Source organism: Nonomuraea sp. LP-02 (assembly GCF_036289125.1).
Lineage (GTDB): Bacteria > Actinomycetota > Actinomycetes > Streptosporangiales > Streptosporangiaceae > Nonomuraea > Nonomuraea bangladeshensis.
This window is the reverse complement of record NZ_JAXCLK010000001.1, coordinates 2,569,128-2,586,351: the sequence shown is the minus strand read 5'-3', so window position 1 is coordinate 2,586,351 and position 17,224 is coordinate 2,569,128. Positions and strand designations below refer to the sequence as shown.

At 71.6% G+C, this 17,224-nt stretch carries 14 protein-coding genes; 3 read left to right on the top strand and 11 right to left on the bottom strand.

What is annotated here, in order from left to right:
* Positions 1 to 1,350, bottom strand: a complete 1,350-nt coding sequence (locus SMD20_RS11975; protein ID WP_329579144.1) for a pentapeptide repeat-containing protein — start codon at positions 1,348 to 1,350, stop codon at positions 1 to 3.
* Positions 1,351 to 1,546: 196 nt separating this feature from the next.
* Between SMD20_RS11975 and SMD20_RS11970 the strand changes: the two genes are divergently transcribed.
* Positions 1,547 to 1,921: a thioredoxin family protein gene (locus tag SMD20_RS11970; protein WP_091084337.1), complete on the top strand. Its 375-nt coding sequence runs from the start codon at positions 1,547 to 1,549 to the stop codon at positions 1,919 to 1,921.
* A 64-nt stretch (positions 1,922 to 1,985) separates the two neighbouring features.
* On the opposite strand, the gene SMD20_RS11965 is transcribed toward SMD20_RS11970, so the two are convergent.
* From SMD20_RS11965 to SMD20_RS11955, 3 genes are all read right to left on the bottom strand, one after another.
* Complete coding sequence (locus tag SMD20_RS11965) at positions 1,986 to 2,756, bottom strand: SAM-dependent methyltransferase (protein WP_329579138.1); 771 nt, start codon at positions 2,754 to 2,756, stop codon at positions 1,986 to 1,988.
* Between the two features lie 180 nt (positions 2,757 to 2,936).
* Positions 2,937 to 4,274, bottom strand: a complete 1,338-nt coding sequence (locus tag SMD20_RS11960) for a class II 3-deoxy-7-phosphoheptulonate synthase (RefSeq protein WP_020540076.1) — start codon at positions 4,272 to 4,274, stop codon at positions 2,937 to 2,939.
* Positions 4,275 to 4,335: 61 nt separating this feature from the next.
* Positions 4,336 to 5,553, bottom strand: coding sequence for an FAD-dependent oxidoreductase (locus tag SMD20_RS11955; RefSeq protein ID WP_329579128.1), 1,218 nt, complete (start codon positions 5,551 to 5,553; stop codon positions 4,336 to 4,338).
* Between the two features lie 118 nt (positions 5,554 to 5,671).
* Here SMD20_RS11955 and SMD20_RS11950 point away from each other — a divergent pair, with 118 nt between their 5' ends.
* Positions 5,672 to 6,697 carry an anti-sigma factor gene (locus tag SMD20_RS11950; protein ID WP_329579125.1) on the top strand — a complete coding sequence of 342 codons (1,026 nt, stop codon included), beginning with the start codon at positions 5,672 to 5,674 and terminating at the stop codon, positions 6,695 to 6,697.
* A 69-nt stretch (positions 6,698 to 6,766) separates the two neighbouring features.
* Positions 6,767 to 9,022, top strand: coding sequence for a M64 family metallopeptidase (locus SMD20_RS11945; protein WP_329579122.1), 2,256 nt, complete (start codon positions 6,767 to 6,769; stop codon positions 9,020 to 9,022).
* Here SMD20_RS11945 and SMD20_RS11940 read toward each other — a convergent pair.
* From SMD20_RS11940 to SMD20_RS11910, 7 genes are all read right to left on the bottom strand, one after another.
* Complete coding sequence (locus SMD20_RS11940; protein WP_329579118.1) at positions 8,966 to 9,973, bottom strand: phosphotransferase family protein; 1,008 nt, start codon at positions 9,971 to 9,973, stop codon at positions 8,966 to 8,968. The genes SMD20_RS11945 and SMD20_RS11940 overlap by 57 nt on opposite strands.
* Positions 9,974 to 9,984: 11 nt before the next feature.
* Positions 9,985 to 10,983 (bottom strand): LacI family DNA-binding transcriptional regulator, encoded by a 999-nt coding sequence (locus tag SMD20_RS11935; RefSeq protein WP_329579115.1) that lies wholly within the window; start codon positions 10,981 to 10,983, stop codon positions 9,985 to 9,987.
* The gene (locus tag SMD20_RS11930) at positions 10,964 to 12,373 is read right to left on the bottom strand and encodes a GH1 family beta-glucosidase (RefSeq protein WP_329579112.1); all 1,410 of its coding nucleotides are present in this window, start codon (positions 12,371 to 12,373) and stop codon (positions 10,964 to 10,966) included. Before SMD20_RS11930 ends, SMD20_RS11935 begins: the two co-directional genes overlap by 20 nt.
* A complete protein-coding gene (locus SMD20_RS11925) occupies positions 12,370 to 13,200 on the bottom strand; it encodes a carbohydrate ABC transporter permease (RefSeq protein WP_329579109.1) in 831 nt (276 codons plus the stop codon). The genes SMD20_RS11930 and SMD20_RS11925 overlap by 4 nt, the downstream gene beginning before the upstream one ends.
* Positions 13,197 to 14,153, bottom strand: coding sequence for a carbohydrate ABC transporter permease (locus tag SMD20_RS11920; protein ID WP_329579106.1), 957 nt, complete (start codon positions 14,151 to 14,153; stop codon positions 13,197 to 13,199). Before SMD20_RS11920 ends, SMD20_RS11925 begins: the two co-directional genes overlap by 4 nt.
* Positions 14,154 to 14,210: 57 nt before the next feature.
* Entirely contained in the window at positions 14,211 to 15,551 is a 1,341-nt protein-coding gene (locus SMD20_RS11915) for an extracellular solute-binding protein (protein WP_329579103.1), read from the bottom strand.
* A gap of 593 nt (positions 15,552 to 16,144) precedes the next feature.
* A complete protein-coding gene (locus SMD20_RS11910; RefSeq protein WP_329579100.1) occupies positions 16,145 to 17,155 on the bottom strand; it encodes a hypothetical protein in 1,011 nt (336 codons plus the stop codon).
* Positions 17,156 to 17,224 lie beyond the last annotated feature (69 nt).

The window sequence follows — 17,224 nt, the reverse complement described above, 5'->3', positions numbered from 1 at the left end:
TCAGGGATGGATGGCGGAGGCGTGGCCGGCCGACGTCCACAGCACGGCGACCAGGGCAACCGTGGCCAGGGCGGTTAACCAGCCCGCCGTCCGGCCGAGCCGCAGGCCGTAGCCGAACAGCAGCCACGACACCGGCAGCCACCAGCGGTGGCCGGCCCGGCGGCGCATCTCCATCGCGGCGAAGGCGAAGTCGGCGGCCGTGGCGCGGTCGCTGGGCCGCAGCCCGGCGTAGAGCGCGGCCAGGGCCTCGGGGGAGACGCCCTGCTCGCCGGCCGCCTGCTCGCCGCCCGCGCCGCCCGCGCCGCGCTCGTCGGCGAGGACGCTGCGCCGGGAGAACCAGCGCAGCACCGGCCAGCGCAGGCTCACCTGCACCCCGCGCGGCGTGAGCGCGAACGCGCAGTCCTTGACCCGCACCCCCGCGGGATGGACGATCCCGGCGAACCGGCAGGCCGACAGGTCCAGCCCGTGCAGCGTCAGGTCGGCCGCCTGGACCTGGCGCAGCGAGCTCACCCCCGACCGGCCCCGGCCGCTCACCACGGCCGGGCCGCGCAGCACCGCGCCCTCCAGGTCGGCGGAGGAGTCGGTCAGCTTGACCGCGGTCGCGCCGGCCACCTCCACGCCGCGCAGGTCCACGCCGCAGCGCGCCACCGTGACGTCCAGGGTCGCGTCGGCGCGGGCGCGGGCCAGCGACAGCCGCCCGGTGGCCGACAGGTACGCGTCCGCCGCGAAGTGCGCCGCCTCGAACCCGGCGTTGCCGCTGACCTTGCGGAAGGACAGGGTGCGGCCGAAGCGCGCGCCGCGGAAGGCGCCCCCGTCGCCGAGTCGTGCCCCGTCGAAGGTGGCGTAGCCGTCGAACCTGGCCCGCTCGCACGACAGCCCGTGCCCGAAGTCGGCCTGGCTGAACAAGGCGTCGCGCGACATGACGGCCCGGTCGAGCGAGACGTGCCCGCGTACCGCGACGCCGTGGAAGGACAGCTCCCGCGCGAAACGGGCGCCGGCCAGCGAGACGTTGCCCTCGAAGCGGGCGCCGAAGAACGAGGCCAGCCGGTCGAAGCGGGCGTCGTCGAGCGAGACGTCGCCGCCGAAGGTGACGCCCGACAGGCGTACGTCGCCGGTGAACCTGGCCCGCTCCATCCGCGCCCGCCCGAGCCGGTCGCCGGTCGCCTCCAGCACCCTGCCGAGCAGGTCGCCGGTGAGCGTCGTGCCGCGCAGGTCGAGCAGACGGCCGGGGGCCACGCGGGCGAGCGTCTCCGCGAGCTCCTCCGGCGGCAGGTGGGCGAGACAGAGGCCGGACGGCCTGGTGGCGACTCCGGTGCAGGCAGCCGAATACGCGCAGGTGACCCAGTCCATGCACTGCTCATACCCGCGTACGCCGACCGTCAAGGATCGGTGTTTAAATGTTCTATCCGCATTTATGCGGATATACGCAGTCGAAACCCCCCTCGTACGCGTCCGCACCTGGTCAGCCCAGGCCGGAGCTGGAATGCCGCGGACGGGGTATGGGTTCTACCTCACGACAATGACGACGATCAGCGAGGAGCCACTTGTGGCGACCATCGAAGTAACCGAGAAGAACTTCAACGACATCGCCGACAAGGGCATCGTGTTGCTGGACTTCTGGGCGACCTGGTGCCCGCCGTGCAGGCAGTTCGGGCCGATCTTCGAGAAGGCCTCGGAGCAGCACGCCGACATCACCTTCGGCAAGATCGACACCGACGCGGAGCAGGCGCTCGCGCAGGGCTTCGACATCACCTCGATCCCGACCCTGATGGCCATCCGCGACGGGATCGTGGTCTTCGCGCAGGCCGGCGCCATCCCGGCCCCCGCGCTCGACGACCTCATCCGGCAGGTCAGGGCGCTCGACATGGACGCCATCAGGCAGGAGCTCAGCGAGGAGCTCAAGCAGGCCGAGCAGAACTAGCCGGCGCGGAACCGGCCGGCCGAAGAAAAAGCCCCGCCGCAGGCGGGGCTTTTCTCGTACGGTGTCACGCCTTGCGGCCGACGCCCACGTAGCCGAAGTCGACGCCGTTGCCCGGCGCCAGCGGATCGTCGGGACGCCACCCCGCCGGGAACGTCAGCCCCGGCTCGGCCAGCTCGTAGCCGTCGAAGAAGCGCAGGACGCCCTCGCGGTCGCGCAGGTTGAGCGCGGCGGTGGCCTTGCGGTAGATCTCCAGCGCCTGGTCACTGGTGTCCGGCGTGGAGTCCACGGCGTGGCTGATCACCAGGTGGCTGCCGGGGGCGCTCACCTCGCGCAGCTTGGCCACCACGTCGTAGGCGATCTCGTCCGGGATGAAGTGCAGCAGCGCCAGCGCCAGGAACGCCACCGGCTGCTTGAAGTCGATCAGCCCGGCCAGCTTGTCCAGCAGCACGTCGGCCTCGCGCACGTCGGCCTGGAGGAAGTCGACGTTCTCCTTCCTGGCCAGCAGGGCCCGCCCGTGCACGCACACCACGGAGTCGTAGTCGACGTAGACGACGCGGGCCTCCGGGGCGATCTCGTGGGTGTTGCCCTGGGTCGGCAGGCCGGCGCCCAGGTCCACGATCTGCCGCACACCCTGGTCCACGAGGTAGCGCACCGCGCGGCGCAGGAACTCGCGGTTGGCGCGGGCCCCCTCCTTGGTGTGGGGGAAGTTCTTCAGGATCTGCTCTGCCGCCGCCCGGTCGGCCGCGAAATTGTCCTTGCCGTCGAGGTAGTAGTCATACATCCGCGCGACGTTGGGGACGTTGGGGTCCACCCCTTCCGGGGCACCACTGTCCACGATTGGCTCCAAGTTTTCGCCCTCTTTCGTGGCGATCATAGCGGCGAAACCTCACGTATAACGTGAATACCGTTCGGCCTCATGGGCCACTGAGACGCAGATCACCATGACGCAGACGCGGGTACGGCGCCGCCGGGCGGCGGACCGGGAGCGGCCCGCCGCCGGGGGAGTGAGCGTGCGTCAGCCGCGGTAGAGCTCGGCGACGCGGAAGGCCAGGTCAAGGGACTGGCTACGGTTGAGACGGGGGTCGCAGGCCGTCTCGTACCGGGTGGCGAGGTCGGTCTCGACGATGCCGTGGCCGCCGCCCACGCACTCGGTCACGTCGTCGCCGGTGAACTCGATGTGGATGCCGCCCGGATGCGTGCCGAGCGAGCGGTGCACCTCGAAGAAGCCGGCCACCTCGTCGAGGACGTCGTCCAGGCGGCGCGTCTTGTGCCCGCTGGGCGCCTCGAAGGTGTTGCCGTGCATCGGGTCGCAGATCCACGCCACCTGCGCGCCGGCCGCCGTGACCTCCTTGACCAGCGCGGGCAGGTGCTCGCGGATCTTGGTGGCGCCCATGCGGGTGATGAACGTGAGCCGCCCCGCCTCGTTGGCCGGGTTGAGCCGCTCGACCAGGTCCAGGGCCTCCTGCGGCGTGGTCGTCGGGCCGAGCTTCACGCCGATCGGGTTGCGGATGCGGGCGAAGAAGTCGACGTGCGCCCCGTCGAGCTGGCGGGTGCGCTCGCCGATCCAGACCATGTGGGCCGACACGTCGTACGGCAGGCCGGTCCGCGAGTCGATGCGGGTGAGCGCCCGGTCGTAGTCGAGGATCAGCGCCTCGTGCGAGGAGTAGAACTCGACGGTGTGGAACTCCTCGGGATCGGCCCCGCAGGCCCGCATGAACGCGAGCGCCTGGTCGATCTCCCTGGCCAGCTGCTCGTAGCGGCGGCCGGCCGGCGAGCCGGACACGAAGTCCTGGTTCCAGGCGTGCACCTGCCGCAGGTCGGCGTAGCCGCCCTTGGTGAAGGCACGCGCCAGGTTGAGCGTCACGGCCGAGGAGTGGTAGGCCTTGAGCAGCCGCCATGGATCCGGCGTGCGCGACTCGGCGGTGAACTCGAACCCGTTGACCATGTCGCCCCGGTAGGCGGGCAGCTCGACGCCGTCGCGCACCTCGGTGGGCTTGGAGCGCGGCTTGGCGAACTGACCGGCCACCCGGCCGATCTTGACGACCGGCACCTTGCCCGCGTACGTCAGCACGATCGCCATCTGCAGCAACGTCTTGAGCTTGTTGCGGACGTTGTCGGCGGTCGCGCCGGAGAAGGTCTCGGCGCAGTCGCCGCCCTGCAGGACGAACGCCTCACCGCGGGCCACGGCGGCCAGCTGGTCCTTCAGCTGGTCGCACTCGCCGGCGAACACCAAGGGGGGCAGGCCGCCGAGCTCGGCGACGACCTTGTCGAGCTCGCTGCGATCGGGCCAGTCGGGCTGCTGGGCCGCGGGGAGGGCTCGCCAGGAATCGAGATCCAGTAGATTGCTGCTCACGAGATACGAGGGTATGCCAAGGAGCCCCTACCTACCGACCTCGTTGTCCACGTTTTGGCCATTACCGATGCGTAGCCTCTCCATGGACCTCCTCCGTCTCCACGTGCTCGGGCCGGATCCCCACGCCGACCAGGCGCGGAAGCAGCCGGTTGAGCAGCGGCACCCGCGTCAGATCGCGCGGCAGCGCGCCGGGGTCGAAGCTGCCGCGCAGGGCCCGGCGGATGAGCAGGTTCTGGAGCACGCGCTGGGCCGTCTGGGTGATCACGGTGGGCGGCGTGCGCCGCCGCTGGATCCTGTGCAGCAGCGACTCGGGGACCGGCGCGCCCGACCGCAGCGGGGCGGCGAGGGCGTTGGCGGCGGCCACGGCGTCCTGCACGGCCAGGTTGATGCCCACGCCGAACACCGGCGACATGGCGTGCGCGGCGTCGCCGATGCACAGGAAGCCGGGCCGGTGCCAGCGGCGCAGCCGGTTGATCGCCACGGTGAGCACGCTGACGTCGTCGTAGCCTTCGATCTCCGTGACCCGGTCGGCGAGGAACGGCAGCAGCCGCGCGACGGGCCGCCGCAGCGCCTCGATGCCCTGGCCGACCAGCCGGTCGTGGCCGCCCTTCGGGATGAGGTAGGCGAGCTGCCAGTAGCTCACCCGGTTGATGCCCACCATCATGTGGCCGCGCGAGACGCGCAGGAACGTCCTCTCCGGGTCGCCGTCCCGCCACGGCAGCCGGAACCACAGCACGTCCATCGGCGCGCCCAGCTCGCGCGGCACCAGGCCCGCCCGCCCGCGCAGTGCCGAGCGCCGGCCGTCGGCCGCGACGGTCAGGTCCGCCCGCAGCTCGTGCTCGCCGGACTCGTCGCGGTAACGCACCCCGCGCACCGCGCCGCCCTCGCGGATCAGGTCGTACGCCTCCGCCCCCATCAGCAGCCGGAAGCCGGGGTAGCGGCGGGCGGCCGAGGTGAGGATCGTGAGGAAGTCCCACTGGGGGACGAACGCGATGTAGTCGTACGGGCGGGGCAGCCGGCGCAGCGACGCCAGACGGACCTCGCCGGCGTCGGTGACCAGGCCGACCTCGCGCACCTCCTGGTGGGGCAGCTTCAGCAGCTCGCCCGCCAGGCCCAGCTCGTCGAGGACCTGAAGGGTCGAGGGATGGATGGTGTCGCCCCGGAAGTCGCGAAGGAAGTCGGTGTGCTTCTCCAGGAGCGTGACCTCCACGCCCGCTCTGGCCAGCAGCAGGGCGAGCATCGCGCCCGCCGGGCCGCCGCCCGCGATCACACAAGTCATAATTCATCACCCGATGAGATTGTCTCACGTCCGCGGAAAGAAGCAAGGGCCTGAGCCATCCGGCGTGCCCGAGCGGCCGAAGTACATGCGTGAGCCGCCTCCCACCCCGGAAGTGATCATGAACGACGACCTCCACGCCCTCTCCGGCGCCTACGCCGTGGACGCGCTGCCGTACGCGGAGTGGACGCTGTTCGAGGAGCACCTGCGCGGGTGCGCCGGGTGCGGGACGGAGGTGCGGCGGCTGCGCGAGACGGCCGCCCGGCTGGCCGGGGCCGTGGCGGTGGACCCGCCGGCCGGGCTGCGTACGCGCCTGCTCGCCGCCGCCCGCCGCAGCCCCTCCCCGCACCCGGCACCTCCACCTTCCGGCGACGCCCCCGCCGCCCGGCTCCCGGGCCGTCCGGCCCCCTCACCGATCACCCCCTTGACCCCGCCCGGGGAGCCGGAGGACACGCGGGGCGACGGTCTCGGGCCGTCTGCCGCCGCGCGGCCCTGGGCGGGAAAAGGGCGGCGGGGGGAGGGATGGGGGCGGGGGTTGCCGGTGAGGGTGGTGGCCGGGTTGGCCGCCGGGTGTGCGGCGGCTGCCGTCGGGCTCGGCGCGGTGGCCATAGACGCGCGCCGCGACTCCGGCGGCCTGGCCGCCGAGAGCCGCCGGCTCGCCGAGGCCAACCAGCGGCTGACGGACACCAACCGGCGGCTCACCGACGCCAATCAACGGCTCACCGGCGCCAACCGACGGCTCGCGGGCGTCAATCGGCAGGTCGCGGAGGCCAATCAGCGGCTCGCGGGCGTCAACCGGCAGGTCGCCGCGCTGCTGGCCGCGCCCGACACCAGGACCGTACGCCGCCCCGTCACCTCCGGCGGGACCGCCACGCTGGTGGTGTCCCGCTCGGCGGCCCGCCTGTTGTTCACCTCGTCCGGGCTTCCGGCGCTGCCCGAGTCGCGAGGGTACGAGCTGTGGCTGATGGGCCCGGGCGGCCCGCGTCCCGCCGGGCTGCTGGGCCGCGCCGAGGGCGGCGTCACCGCTCCCGTCGTGGTGACGCCGCTGCGCGGCGACGAGCGGGTGGCCCTCACGGTGGAACCGGCGCGCGGCTCACCCCGCCCCACCACCGACCCGATCCTCCTCGCCGACCTCCCCACGACCTGACCAGAGAAAGAGAAAGCCGAAAAAGGGGGATCTGGGCAAAAGATGGTCTTATGGGAGATAGTGCAGGGCATGCGTAAATTAGCGGCCCTGATCACGGCCGCCGCCCTGCTGCACGTCCCCATCGCCGCGACCCCCGCCGCAGCCTCCGACGTGGCCGCCGCCCCCGGCGCCGCCACCGTCGTCCCCGTGCAGGTCACCGGCCCGCCGGCCAAACGGTTCAACCTCGTCGTCATGGGCGACGGCTACACCGAGGCCGAGCAGGCGAAGTTCCGTGCCGACGTGGACCGGCACCTCAACGTCATGTGGTCGATCGAGCCGTTCAAGTCCTACCGGAACTACGTCAACGTCTACCGCATCGACATCGTCTCCGGCGAGTCCGGCGTGAGCTGCGACCCCGGCCTGGACGCCCCCCGCCGCACCACCCCGCTGAGCATGGGCTTCTGGGGCCGCTGCAACCCGGGCAGCGTGCAGCGCCTCATCACCATGGACAACGCCGCCGCCACCCGCTACGCCGACCTGGTGACCGGTACGACGTCCGGCAACCGGCAGATCCTCGCCCTGGCCAACAGCGGCACGTACGGCGGCGCCGGCGGCTCCTACGCCACCGCCTCCGGCAGCAACAGCATGTCGGCCCTGATCAGCCCGCACGAGCTGGGCCACTCGCTGGGCGGCCTGCAGGACGAGTACGACTACTACCAGCGCGGCGTCCCCGGCGGCGCCTACACCGGCGCCGAGCCGGGCAGCGCCCACCACACCCTGCTCACCGAGCAGCAGATGCGCGATCAGCGCAGGAAGTGGTGGCGCTGGCTGGGCGAGCCGAGCGAGTCCGGCGGCACGATCGGCCGCCACGAGGGCGGCCTCTACTACACCAGCGGCGTGTGGCGGCCGAGCGAGCACTCGATGATGAAGACCCTCGGCTACTACTTCGACCAGGTCGGCCGCGAGGTCATGACGCAGCGCATCACCGCCAAGACCGCCGTGATCCAGGACGCGACGCCCACCAACGCGCCCGTCGGCGCGGACCGCGTCCTCTGGGTGGAGCCGATGCGCCCGGTCAGCCACTCGCTGACGACGACCTGGAGCGTGGACGGCCGCGCGCTGCCCGGCGACCGTGACGCCCTCGACCTGCGCACCCTCGGCCTCGCGCCGGGCACGCACACGGTCACGGCCACCGTCGCCGACCCGACCGGCTTCGTCCGCGACCCGGCGATCAAGACGGCGCTCACCGGCACCCGCACCTGGACCGTGGACACCGCGCTCACCACCCCGCCCGACGGGGTCGCGGTCGAGGTCGTCTCCTCGACGCCCACGGACCGGCCGGTCGGCCGCGCCGACATCGTCTACGTCGAGACCACCCACCCGGCCGCCGAGGTCCCCCGGATCGACTGGCGGCTCGACGGCAGGCAGGTCGAGGGCGGCAGCGATCTCGACCTGGGCGCGCTCGGCCTGACGTCCGGCGCGCACACGCTCACCGCCACGGCAGGCGGCCGGACGCTCACCTGGGAGGTGGACGCCGAAGCGCCGGCCACCGCGTACGAGCTGTCGCGCCCCCTGGCCCGCGCCGGCGACACCTACGTCTACAACGGCCCGTTCACCATGCGCCTCACCGGCGACGACGACCGCGACGGTTACCTCGTCTCGGAGTCGCGGGTGGACGGCGACGGCTGGTTCAACTACTTCGGCTGGCCCACCTCCTCCGAGCTGCCGTGGACCTTCTCCGAGCAGGGCACCGTCATCGACTCCCTGGTGTACGGCAAGCTGCCGCGCGGCCGGCACACCGTCGAGTACCGCTCGATCGACGCGGCCGGCAACATCGGCAAGGCCGGGACGTTCACCGTCACCACGATCGCCCCGCCGCCCGCCTGCACCCGTACGGTCACCGGCGAGCACCGGGGCCCGCTCGTCGTCGCCGACGGCGTCACCTGCCTCGACGAGGCCCGGGTCACCGGACCCGTCACGGTACGGGCGGGCGCCGCGCTGGTCGCCACCGGCGGCCGGATCACCGGCGCGCTGGCCGCCGCGAACCCGGCCGCCGTCCACCTGCTCGGCACCGGCGTCCAGGGCGCGGTGACCGTCTCCGGCGCGAAGGAGCTGGTGATCGTGGGGGCCGACCTGCGGGGGGCCGCCCAGCTCACCGGCAGCACGGCGCCGATCCTGTCCGGGACCACGGTGAAGGGCGCGCTCGCCTGCTCGGGCAACACCGCCGTCCCCGCCGACCTCGGCGTGCCGAACGAGCTGTCCGGAGCCGGGGCGGGGCAGTGCGCGAAGCTAGCCCACGGTGTCCAGGGAGGAGCGTACGAGGCGGTCAAGCACCTCGGAGAGTGAGGAGTAGGCCGCGTCGCGGAGCCCGGCGTACTCCTCCTCGGGGTACTGCCGGGGTCCGTTCTCCACCAGCAGGATCAGCGACAGGTAGGCCCGGTAGAGGTCGAGCCGGGTCAGCGCGGAGGGCGTGAGCTCCAGCGGCGTCACCTCGCGATAGCCCGCCAGCAGCGGATCGTCCTCCCGCAGCTCGCCGAAGATCGTCGGCGTGACGAACTCGGCGAGCGGATCGCCCCAGAACGCCCGCTCGTGGTCGATGAGCGCCTGGATCCGCGGCGTGCCCCGCAGGTCCAGGAAGACGTTGCCCACCCAGACGTCGAAGTGCACCAGGCGGGGGGTCGTCACCTCGTCGAGCGCGGGCGCGGCGGCCTCGAACGCCGCCAGGATCTCCCCGGCCGGGCGCGGCAGCGGCGTCGGGTAGCGCTCGGTGTCGCCCACCAGCGCCCGCGCCATCGCGAGGAACGCCTCCCGCCAGGTCGCGCCGGTGATGCCGGCGTGCGGATAGCCGAACACCTCGCCGGTCACCCCGTTGAGCCTGGCGAGGTGGCGGCCCAGCTCGCGGCGCAGGTCGTCGCCGCAGCCCGGCGGCAGCGCGTCCTTGCACGCGTTCCAGGAGACCCCGTCGAGCGCGGCCAGCATGAGGTAGTCGCCGCCCAGCACCGGGTCGTCGAACCCGGCGCGCAGCAGCGCGGCCACCGGCACGCCCGCCGCGGCGGCCAGCCCGATGGCGGCGGCCTCCATGCGCAGCAGGTCCCGCTCGTAGCTGAGCTGCTCCAGCTCGGGTGGCGGCGCCAGCTTCAGCACCACCTCGCGGCCGTCGTCGAGCGACAGCCGCCACACGGCGTTGGCGAACCCGTCGGTCAGCTCGGCGGACGCCGTGACCCCCGCGCCGAGGGCCCGCCGGGCCAGCGCGTCGAGCTCGGCCGCCGACAAGCGACGTTTGGTCCTGCTGTCCACGGGGGCTCCTCTCAGGCCGACTCCCGCCGGACGAGGTGGGTGTCGAGGATGACGACGGGCTGCCGCAGCTCCTCGCCGTTGATGCGGGCGACCAGGAGCCGCGCCATCTGCCGGCCCATGGCCTCCGTCGGCTGGTGGACGGTGGTCAGCGGCGGATCTGCGTGCAATGCGGCCTTGGAGTCGTCGAAGCCGATCACGGCGACATCGCGCGGGATGCTGCGGCCCTCGGCCTTGAGCACCCGCATCGCGCCGAGCGCCATCGGGTCGGAGGCGGCGAAGACCGCGTCGAGCTCGGGGTGACGCACCAGCAGCTCGCTCATCGCGGCCGAGCCGCTCTGCTCGGAGAAGTCGCCGAAGGCCACCAGCTCCGGCAGGCCGGAGGGCAGCAGCGCGTCGCGGTAGCCGGCCAGACGGTCGACGCCCACGCCCATGTCCTGGGGGCCGGCGATGGCCGCGATCGCGCCGCGGCCGAGGCTCAGCAGGTGTTTGACCGCCTGCCGGGCCCCGGCCCGGTTGTCCATGTCCACGTAGCTGTAGGGGTCGAGGCCGACGGGACGGCCGCCGAGAACGGTCGGCACGCCCATCGCCTCCAGCCGCCCCGGCAGCGGGTCGGCTCCGTGCAGCGACAGGAGCAGCACGCCGTCGACGTGCTGCCCCGTCAGGTAGTGCTCCAGCCGCGCGTGCTCCTCCGGGGTGCGCGCCATCGCGAGGATGAGCTGCAACCCGGTCTCCGCCAGCGCCGATCCGATGCCGCGGATGGTGCCGGCGAAGTAGGGCTCGTCGAAGACCCGGAGCTGCGACTCCGACACCACCAGCGCCACCGTGTCCGTGCGGCGCGTCACCAGCGCGCGCGCCGCACGGTTGGGCACGTAGCCCAGCTCGCGGATGGCCAGCTCCACGGCCTCGCGGGCCTTGGCACTGACGTTGGGCGAGCCGTTGATGACTCTCGACACCGTGCCCCGGCCCACACCCGCGCGGGCTGCGACGGCCTCAAGAGTCGGTCGGTTCATGGGTCCTATTCTGCCGGATGATCTCCGCGTACCAGAGCGCGCTGTCCTTCATCAGCCGCTCCTGGGTGTCGAAGTCCACGTGCACCAGACCGAACCGCTTGCCGTAGCCCCATGCCCACTCGAAGTTGTCCATCAGCGACCAGGCGAAATACCCCTCCAGGGGCACGCCGGCCTCGATGGCCGCCTTGCACGCGCCGAGGTGCGCCTCCACGTACGCCTGCCGCTGCCCGTCGTGCACGCGGCCGTCCTCGATGACGTCGTCGAACGCGGCGCCGTTCTCGGAGACCACCATCGGGATCGGCGGGTAGTCGCGCGCGACGCGGGTGAGGACCTCCACGAGGCCGCCCTCGTCGATCTCCCAGCCCATCGCCGTCACGGGGCGGCCCCCGTTGGCGAAGGACACGTGCTCGCTGCCGACCCACGGGGAACCCGCGTCCGTGGGGGCCGCCGCCGCCGACTGCCGGCCGCCTGGTGCTCCCGAGACCGTGAAGCGGCTGTAGTAGTTGACGAGCAGCACGTCGATGGGCGCGTTGATGATCTTCAGGTCGCCCGGCTGGATGAAGTCCGCGTCGCCGGGCAGGTCGGCCAGCACGTCCTCCGGGTAGCGGCCGAGCAGCAGCGCGTCCAGGAAGAAGCGGTTCTGCAGGCCGTCGATGCGCCGGGCCGCGTCCAGGTCCGCGGCGCTGTCGGTCTCCGGGGTGATCGCGTACAGGTTGACGCAGCCGCCGACCCGGCGCGCGTCCATGGCCTGGACGGCCAGACCGTGCGCCAGGTTGAGGTGGTGCGCGCCCCTGATCGCGTTCTCCGGCTCGCGCCTGCCGGGGGCGTGCTCCCCGGAGGCGTAGCCGAGGAACGCGGCGCACCATGGCTCGTTGACCGTGCTGAACGTGTGGACGTGGTCCTTCATCGCCTCGTGGACGGTCGCCGCGTAGTCGGCGAAGCAGTAGGCGATGTCCCGGTTGGGCCAGCCGCCCTTGTCCTCCAGCTCCTGCGGCAGATCCCAGTGGTAGAGGGTGAGCCACGGGTCGATGCCGTGCGTGCGCAGCTCGTCCGTCAGGCGCTTGTAGAAGTCCAGGCCCTTCTGGTTGACCTTGCCCGAGCCGGTCGGCTGGATCCGCGGCCAGGAGACCGAGAACCGGTAAGCCGTCAGGCCCAGATCCGCCATGATCGCGACGTCGTCGCGGAAGCGGTGGTAGTGGTCGATCGCCGTGTCCGCGTTGTGCCCGTTCAGGATCTTGCCGGGCGTCCTGGTGAAGGTGTCCCAGATCGAGGTGCCCCGCCCGTCCTCGGCGACGGCCCCCTCGATCTGGTACGCCGAGGTCGCCGCGCCGAAGGTGAAACCCGTGGGGAAGCGGAGCCCGGAACGCGTCTGTTCCTCTTGTGTCGTCACGCCTTGACCGCACCTTCCATGAGTCCGCCCACGATCTGACGGCCGAATGCGATGAATACAGCGACTAGCGGGATGATGGACAACGCCGTGCCCGCGAAGATCAACGTGTAGTTCGTGGAGAACCTCGCGTTGAGCGAGGTGATCGCGATCTGCACGGTCGGGTTGTCCGGGGTGAGCACGATCAGCGGCCACATGAAGTCGTTCCACATGAGCATGAACGTGTTGATGCCGAGCACCGCCATGCCCGGCCGCACGGCCGGCAGCACGACGTTCCACCAGATGCGCAGCGTCGCCGCGCCGTCCACGCGGGCCGCCTCGACCAGCTCCATCGGCACGGCCTGGCGGGTGTACTGCGTCATCAGGAACACGCCGAACCCGTTCAGCAGGTACGGCAGGATGACCGCCTTGAGCGTGCCCGTCCACTCCAGGCTCACCATGAGCCGGTAGAGCGGCACGACGCCCATCTGCTGCAGCGGCACCGCCATCGTGAGCAGCACCAGCACCAGCAGCACGTTGCGGCCCTTGAACTGCAGGTTCGCGAACGAGAAGCCGGCCAGCGTGGAGATGATGACGACCGAGACCGTCACCGTGGCGGCGACGATGAACGAGTTCGTCAGGCCCAGCAGGAACTTCGCGTCCTCGTTGTTGAGCACCGCGATGATGTTCTCGCCGAGGTTGCCGCCCGGCAGGAACGGCGGCGGCACGGACACCGCGTCGGAGTTCGTGCGCGAGGCGATGACCACCATCCAGTACAGCGGGAACGCCGACAGGAACACCGCCAGCGCCAGCATGACCCGGGTGAAGATGGTCGGAGACCAGGTGGTCATTTCGTGCCTCCGATCCTGCGCACGAACAGGAAGTTGATCGCGGCACCGATGAGGATGAGCAGGAACAGCAGCCAGGCGGCCGCGGCGGCGTAGCCGTAGTCGAACTCGCGGAAGCCCTGCTTGACGATGAACATGGCCACCGTCTGGAACTGGCCCTGCGAGCCGCCGTCCACGTTGCCGCCGTAGAAGGTGGTCGGCTCGGAGAACAGCGTCAGGCCGCCGATCGTGGAGTTCAGCACCACGAAGATCATGGTCGGGCGCAGCATCGGCAGCGTGATCTGCCAGAACTGGCGGCGGCGGGAGGCGCCGTCGATCGCGGCGGCCTCGTACAGGTCGCGCGGGATCGTCTGCATGCCGGCCAGGAAGATGATCGCGTTGTAGCCGGTCCAGCGCCAGTCGACCATGGTCGCGATGGCGATCCAGGACGGGATGCGCTCGGCCCGCCAGTTGAAGGGGTCAACGCCGAACCAGCTCAGGATCCAGTTGACCAGGCCCCAGTCGCGGGCGAAGAGCTGGGTGAACACGACCGCGACCGCGACCACCGAGGTGACCAGCGGGAGCAGCACGCTCATCCGGATCGCCAGGCGGAAGCGGAAGCGCTTGTTGAGCGCGTTGGCCAGGAACAGCGCGAGCAGCATCTGCGGCACGGTGGCGAGGACGAACATGCCGACCGTGTTGATCACCGCGCGCCAGAAGTCCTCGTCGCCGAGGAGCGCGGTGTAGTTGCCCAGGCCGATCCACTCGGTGGTGCCGGCCAGGTCGTAGTCGTAGAGCGAGTAGTAGAGCGTGAAGGCCAACGGGAAGAGCCCGAAGGCGGCGAACAGGATGAAGTACGGAGACACCAGGGCGTACGGCATCCCCTTGACGTCGAATCGCGACGCCCAGCGGCGGCCGGGCGGACGGACACGGCGGTGGTTGCTCCGTGTCGCCCGCGGGAGGGTGTCGAGGCTCATAACAGACCTTTCGGCGGCAGAGTGCCCGGCCCGCTCGTGGCGGGCCGGGCGCGAGGATCAGCCCGCGGCCTTGACCGCGTCGTCGACCAGCTGCTGCCAGGCCTTGTCGTAGGCCACCGAGCCGTCGTCCATGCCCTGGATGACCGACTCGATGGCGTTCTTCACCTGCGCGTGCTTCACGCCGAGGAAGACCGGCTGAAGGGAGGAGGCGGACTTGGCGAAGATCTCACCGATGGGGGCGTCGTTGAAGAACTCGTTCTTCGCGCCCTGGACGGACGGGTCCTGCTGAGCCTTGGTGTTGCTCGGCATGTTGCCGAAGTCCGTGAAGATGCTCGCCTCGGTCTGCGCCTGGGTCAGGTAGTCGGCCACCATGGCCGCTTCCTTCGGGTGCTTGGACTGCTTGGGCACGGCCAGCCAGGAGCCGCCCCAGTTGCCGCCGCCGCCGGGCACCGAGGCCACGTCCCACTTGCCCTTGGCGTCGTCGCCGGCGTTGCCGCTGACCACGCCGAGCATCCAGGACGGGCAGCCGACCGTGGCGAAGGCGCCCTTCTGGGTGCCCGCGGCCCACTCGTCGGTGAAGTTGCGCAGCTTGGCGGTCAGGCCCTGCTGGCTCATCTTCGAGGCGAAGTCGAAGGCGCTCTTGACCGCCGGGTTCTTGTCGACGATGAGGTTGTTCTGCTGGTCGAAGTAGGTGACGTTGCCGTTCTTGGCGGCCTCCTGGTACAGGTACACCTGGTAGAGGGTGTTGGTGCCGTCAGCCCACTTGGTGTCCTTGACCTTGCCCTGGAACTGCTGGCCGACCTTGATGAACTCGTCCCACGTCGGCCACAGGGCGCTCACCTTGTCGCGCTCGCTCGGCAGGCCGGCCTTCTTGAACAGGTCCGCGCGGTAGCAGAGGCTCATGCCGCCGATGTCGGTGCCGAGGCCGAAGAGCTTGCCGTCGGCGCTGACACCGTTCTCCCACTTCCAGGCGGGGAAGTCCGCCTTGCGGGACTCCAGGCCGAACTCCTTCAAGTCGGCCCACCACTCGGGGTGCGCCTTGGCCAGGCCCATGCCGCCCTCGTCGATGCCGACCACGTCACCCGCGCCCGTGCCGGACGTGAGCCACTGGATCATCTGCGGCCAGTACTGCTGCTCGAACTGGTCCGTCAGGTGCTCTTCCTTGATCTGGATGTCCTTGTGCTCGGCGTTCCACTTCGCGATGGCGTTCTTGTAGCCGAAGTTGGTGCCGCCGCCGAAGGTCTGAACCCGGATCGTGACCGGCTCGGCCGCTCCGGACGAGGCGGGAGCGCTGGACTGCGAAGTGCCGCCGCCGGAGCTGCAGGACGCGACCGTCAGCGCCGCCGCGGCCAGCACCGAGGCCGCGGCCAGACCGCCGCGACGCTTGCTGATCATCATGGTGGACCCCTTCTCGGGTGAATGTTGGGGGAGTGCACCGCGGCACGCGCTCCGCCGCGGTGGGAGTCTTTGGGAGCGCTCCCACAAAGGGTGCACTTGCCCGCTGTTCACGTCAATCCACCGAAACGCAACCGTTACCGATGGGGTGATTTGTAACCGTGAAAGAGGATTTAAGGGGATGAAGCGCGCAAAGGGAGGATTGGGAGCGCTCCCATCACATCAGACACGTTTTGTGTCGGATGAAGGGCATGTCGCCCGCACTACGGGCGCTTGACCGCTGGTCATCGCTCCCAGTCAGCGGCGGCGCGGGGGGTTCCAACTGGGTCGCAAAGAAGATCCAAGTGAGCTGCAGCCGCACAATGGTGGACTCGGTCACCCGACCCCCGGAGGAGGTGATCGATACCGTTGCACCCGGATGAGCGGGTGCGGTGACGCCGCTCGGGGTCCTGAGAGCGGGCCGTGACCGCGGCCGCTTGAAACCGCTCACACGGGAACGCCCGGCCGGCCGGATCGGGACGCCGGGCGTTCCGCGGCGGGCGGCCCACGGGCCGCGGCTACGGGTCGCGGTCACGGGTCGCGGCTACAGGGCGCGGTCACGGGGATTGGTCCGGGCGGGAGGCGCGGTGCAGCCGCAGGCCGAGGACCGACGACGCCACCAGCACCAGTCCCGCGATCATCAACGCGAGCGAGCCGCCGACCGCGCCGTCCGTCCAGTCCCACACCGCCTCCGGCACGGCCAGGGTGAACCCGGCGACGCCCGCCACCAGCAGCACCCAGGCCCGTTCCCACCGGTACAGCACGAGGCAGGCCACCGCGACGGCGAACGTCGCCACGTACGACCAGGCCAGGCTGTCACCGGTCCCGAGGCCGTGCTGCGCGCCGAACAGCGCCACGACCGCGCCGAGGCCCAGCCCGAGCCGCCGCTGCCCGATCACCCCGGCCGTCACCAGGGCCGTCCACGCGACGCCCGTGCCGACCACCGCCAGGCCCACGGCCATGGAGTCGTAGCCGGCAAGCTCGCCGGCGACGGCCTCGGCGGTCAGCGCCGCGAACCCCGCCGCCGCCACCGCGCAGGGGCCGCCCGGCAGCGCCACGTACCCGGCGGCGGCCAGGACCAGCCCCGTCACGGCGGCGGCCGTGAGCTGAGGCCCGGTGACGGCGGCGGCGAGCTCGGCGGCGGCCAGGGCCCCGGTCACGGACGCCAGCGCCAGCGTCACACCCCCGCTGCGCCGCCGTACCGGCCCGGCCCGCCCGGCTCCCTCCAACCAGGCCCGCCAACGCTCCCCGGCACCCGCGCGGACGAGGAGCGAGAGGCGGGGGCCGAGATCGGCGAGGAGGAGGCCGGCGGCGAGGAGGGCGGCGGTGGCGGACAGGAGGATCAGGACGCGGGCCGCCGTGGACAGGACCGGCCACGACGTCCCCGCCAGCGACACCGCGCCCACCAGCAGCAGCGCGCCGCCGACGTACCCGGCGACCTCCGCCCACCGGGCCCGCGTCGGCCGCTCCGCCTCGTCGAGCGCCTGGTGCACGGCGAGCGCCTGCGCGGCCGTCAGCGTGCCCTCGCGTACGAGCCGCCGCAGCACCTCGTCCCGGCTCTGAGTCACCTCGCGGCCCTCCTTCCCCCGTCCCATCGCCGGACAGGCACCTCCCGAAACCCGCATCGCCGAACCCGC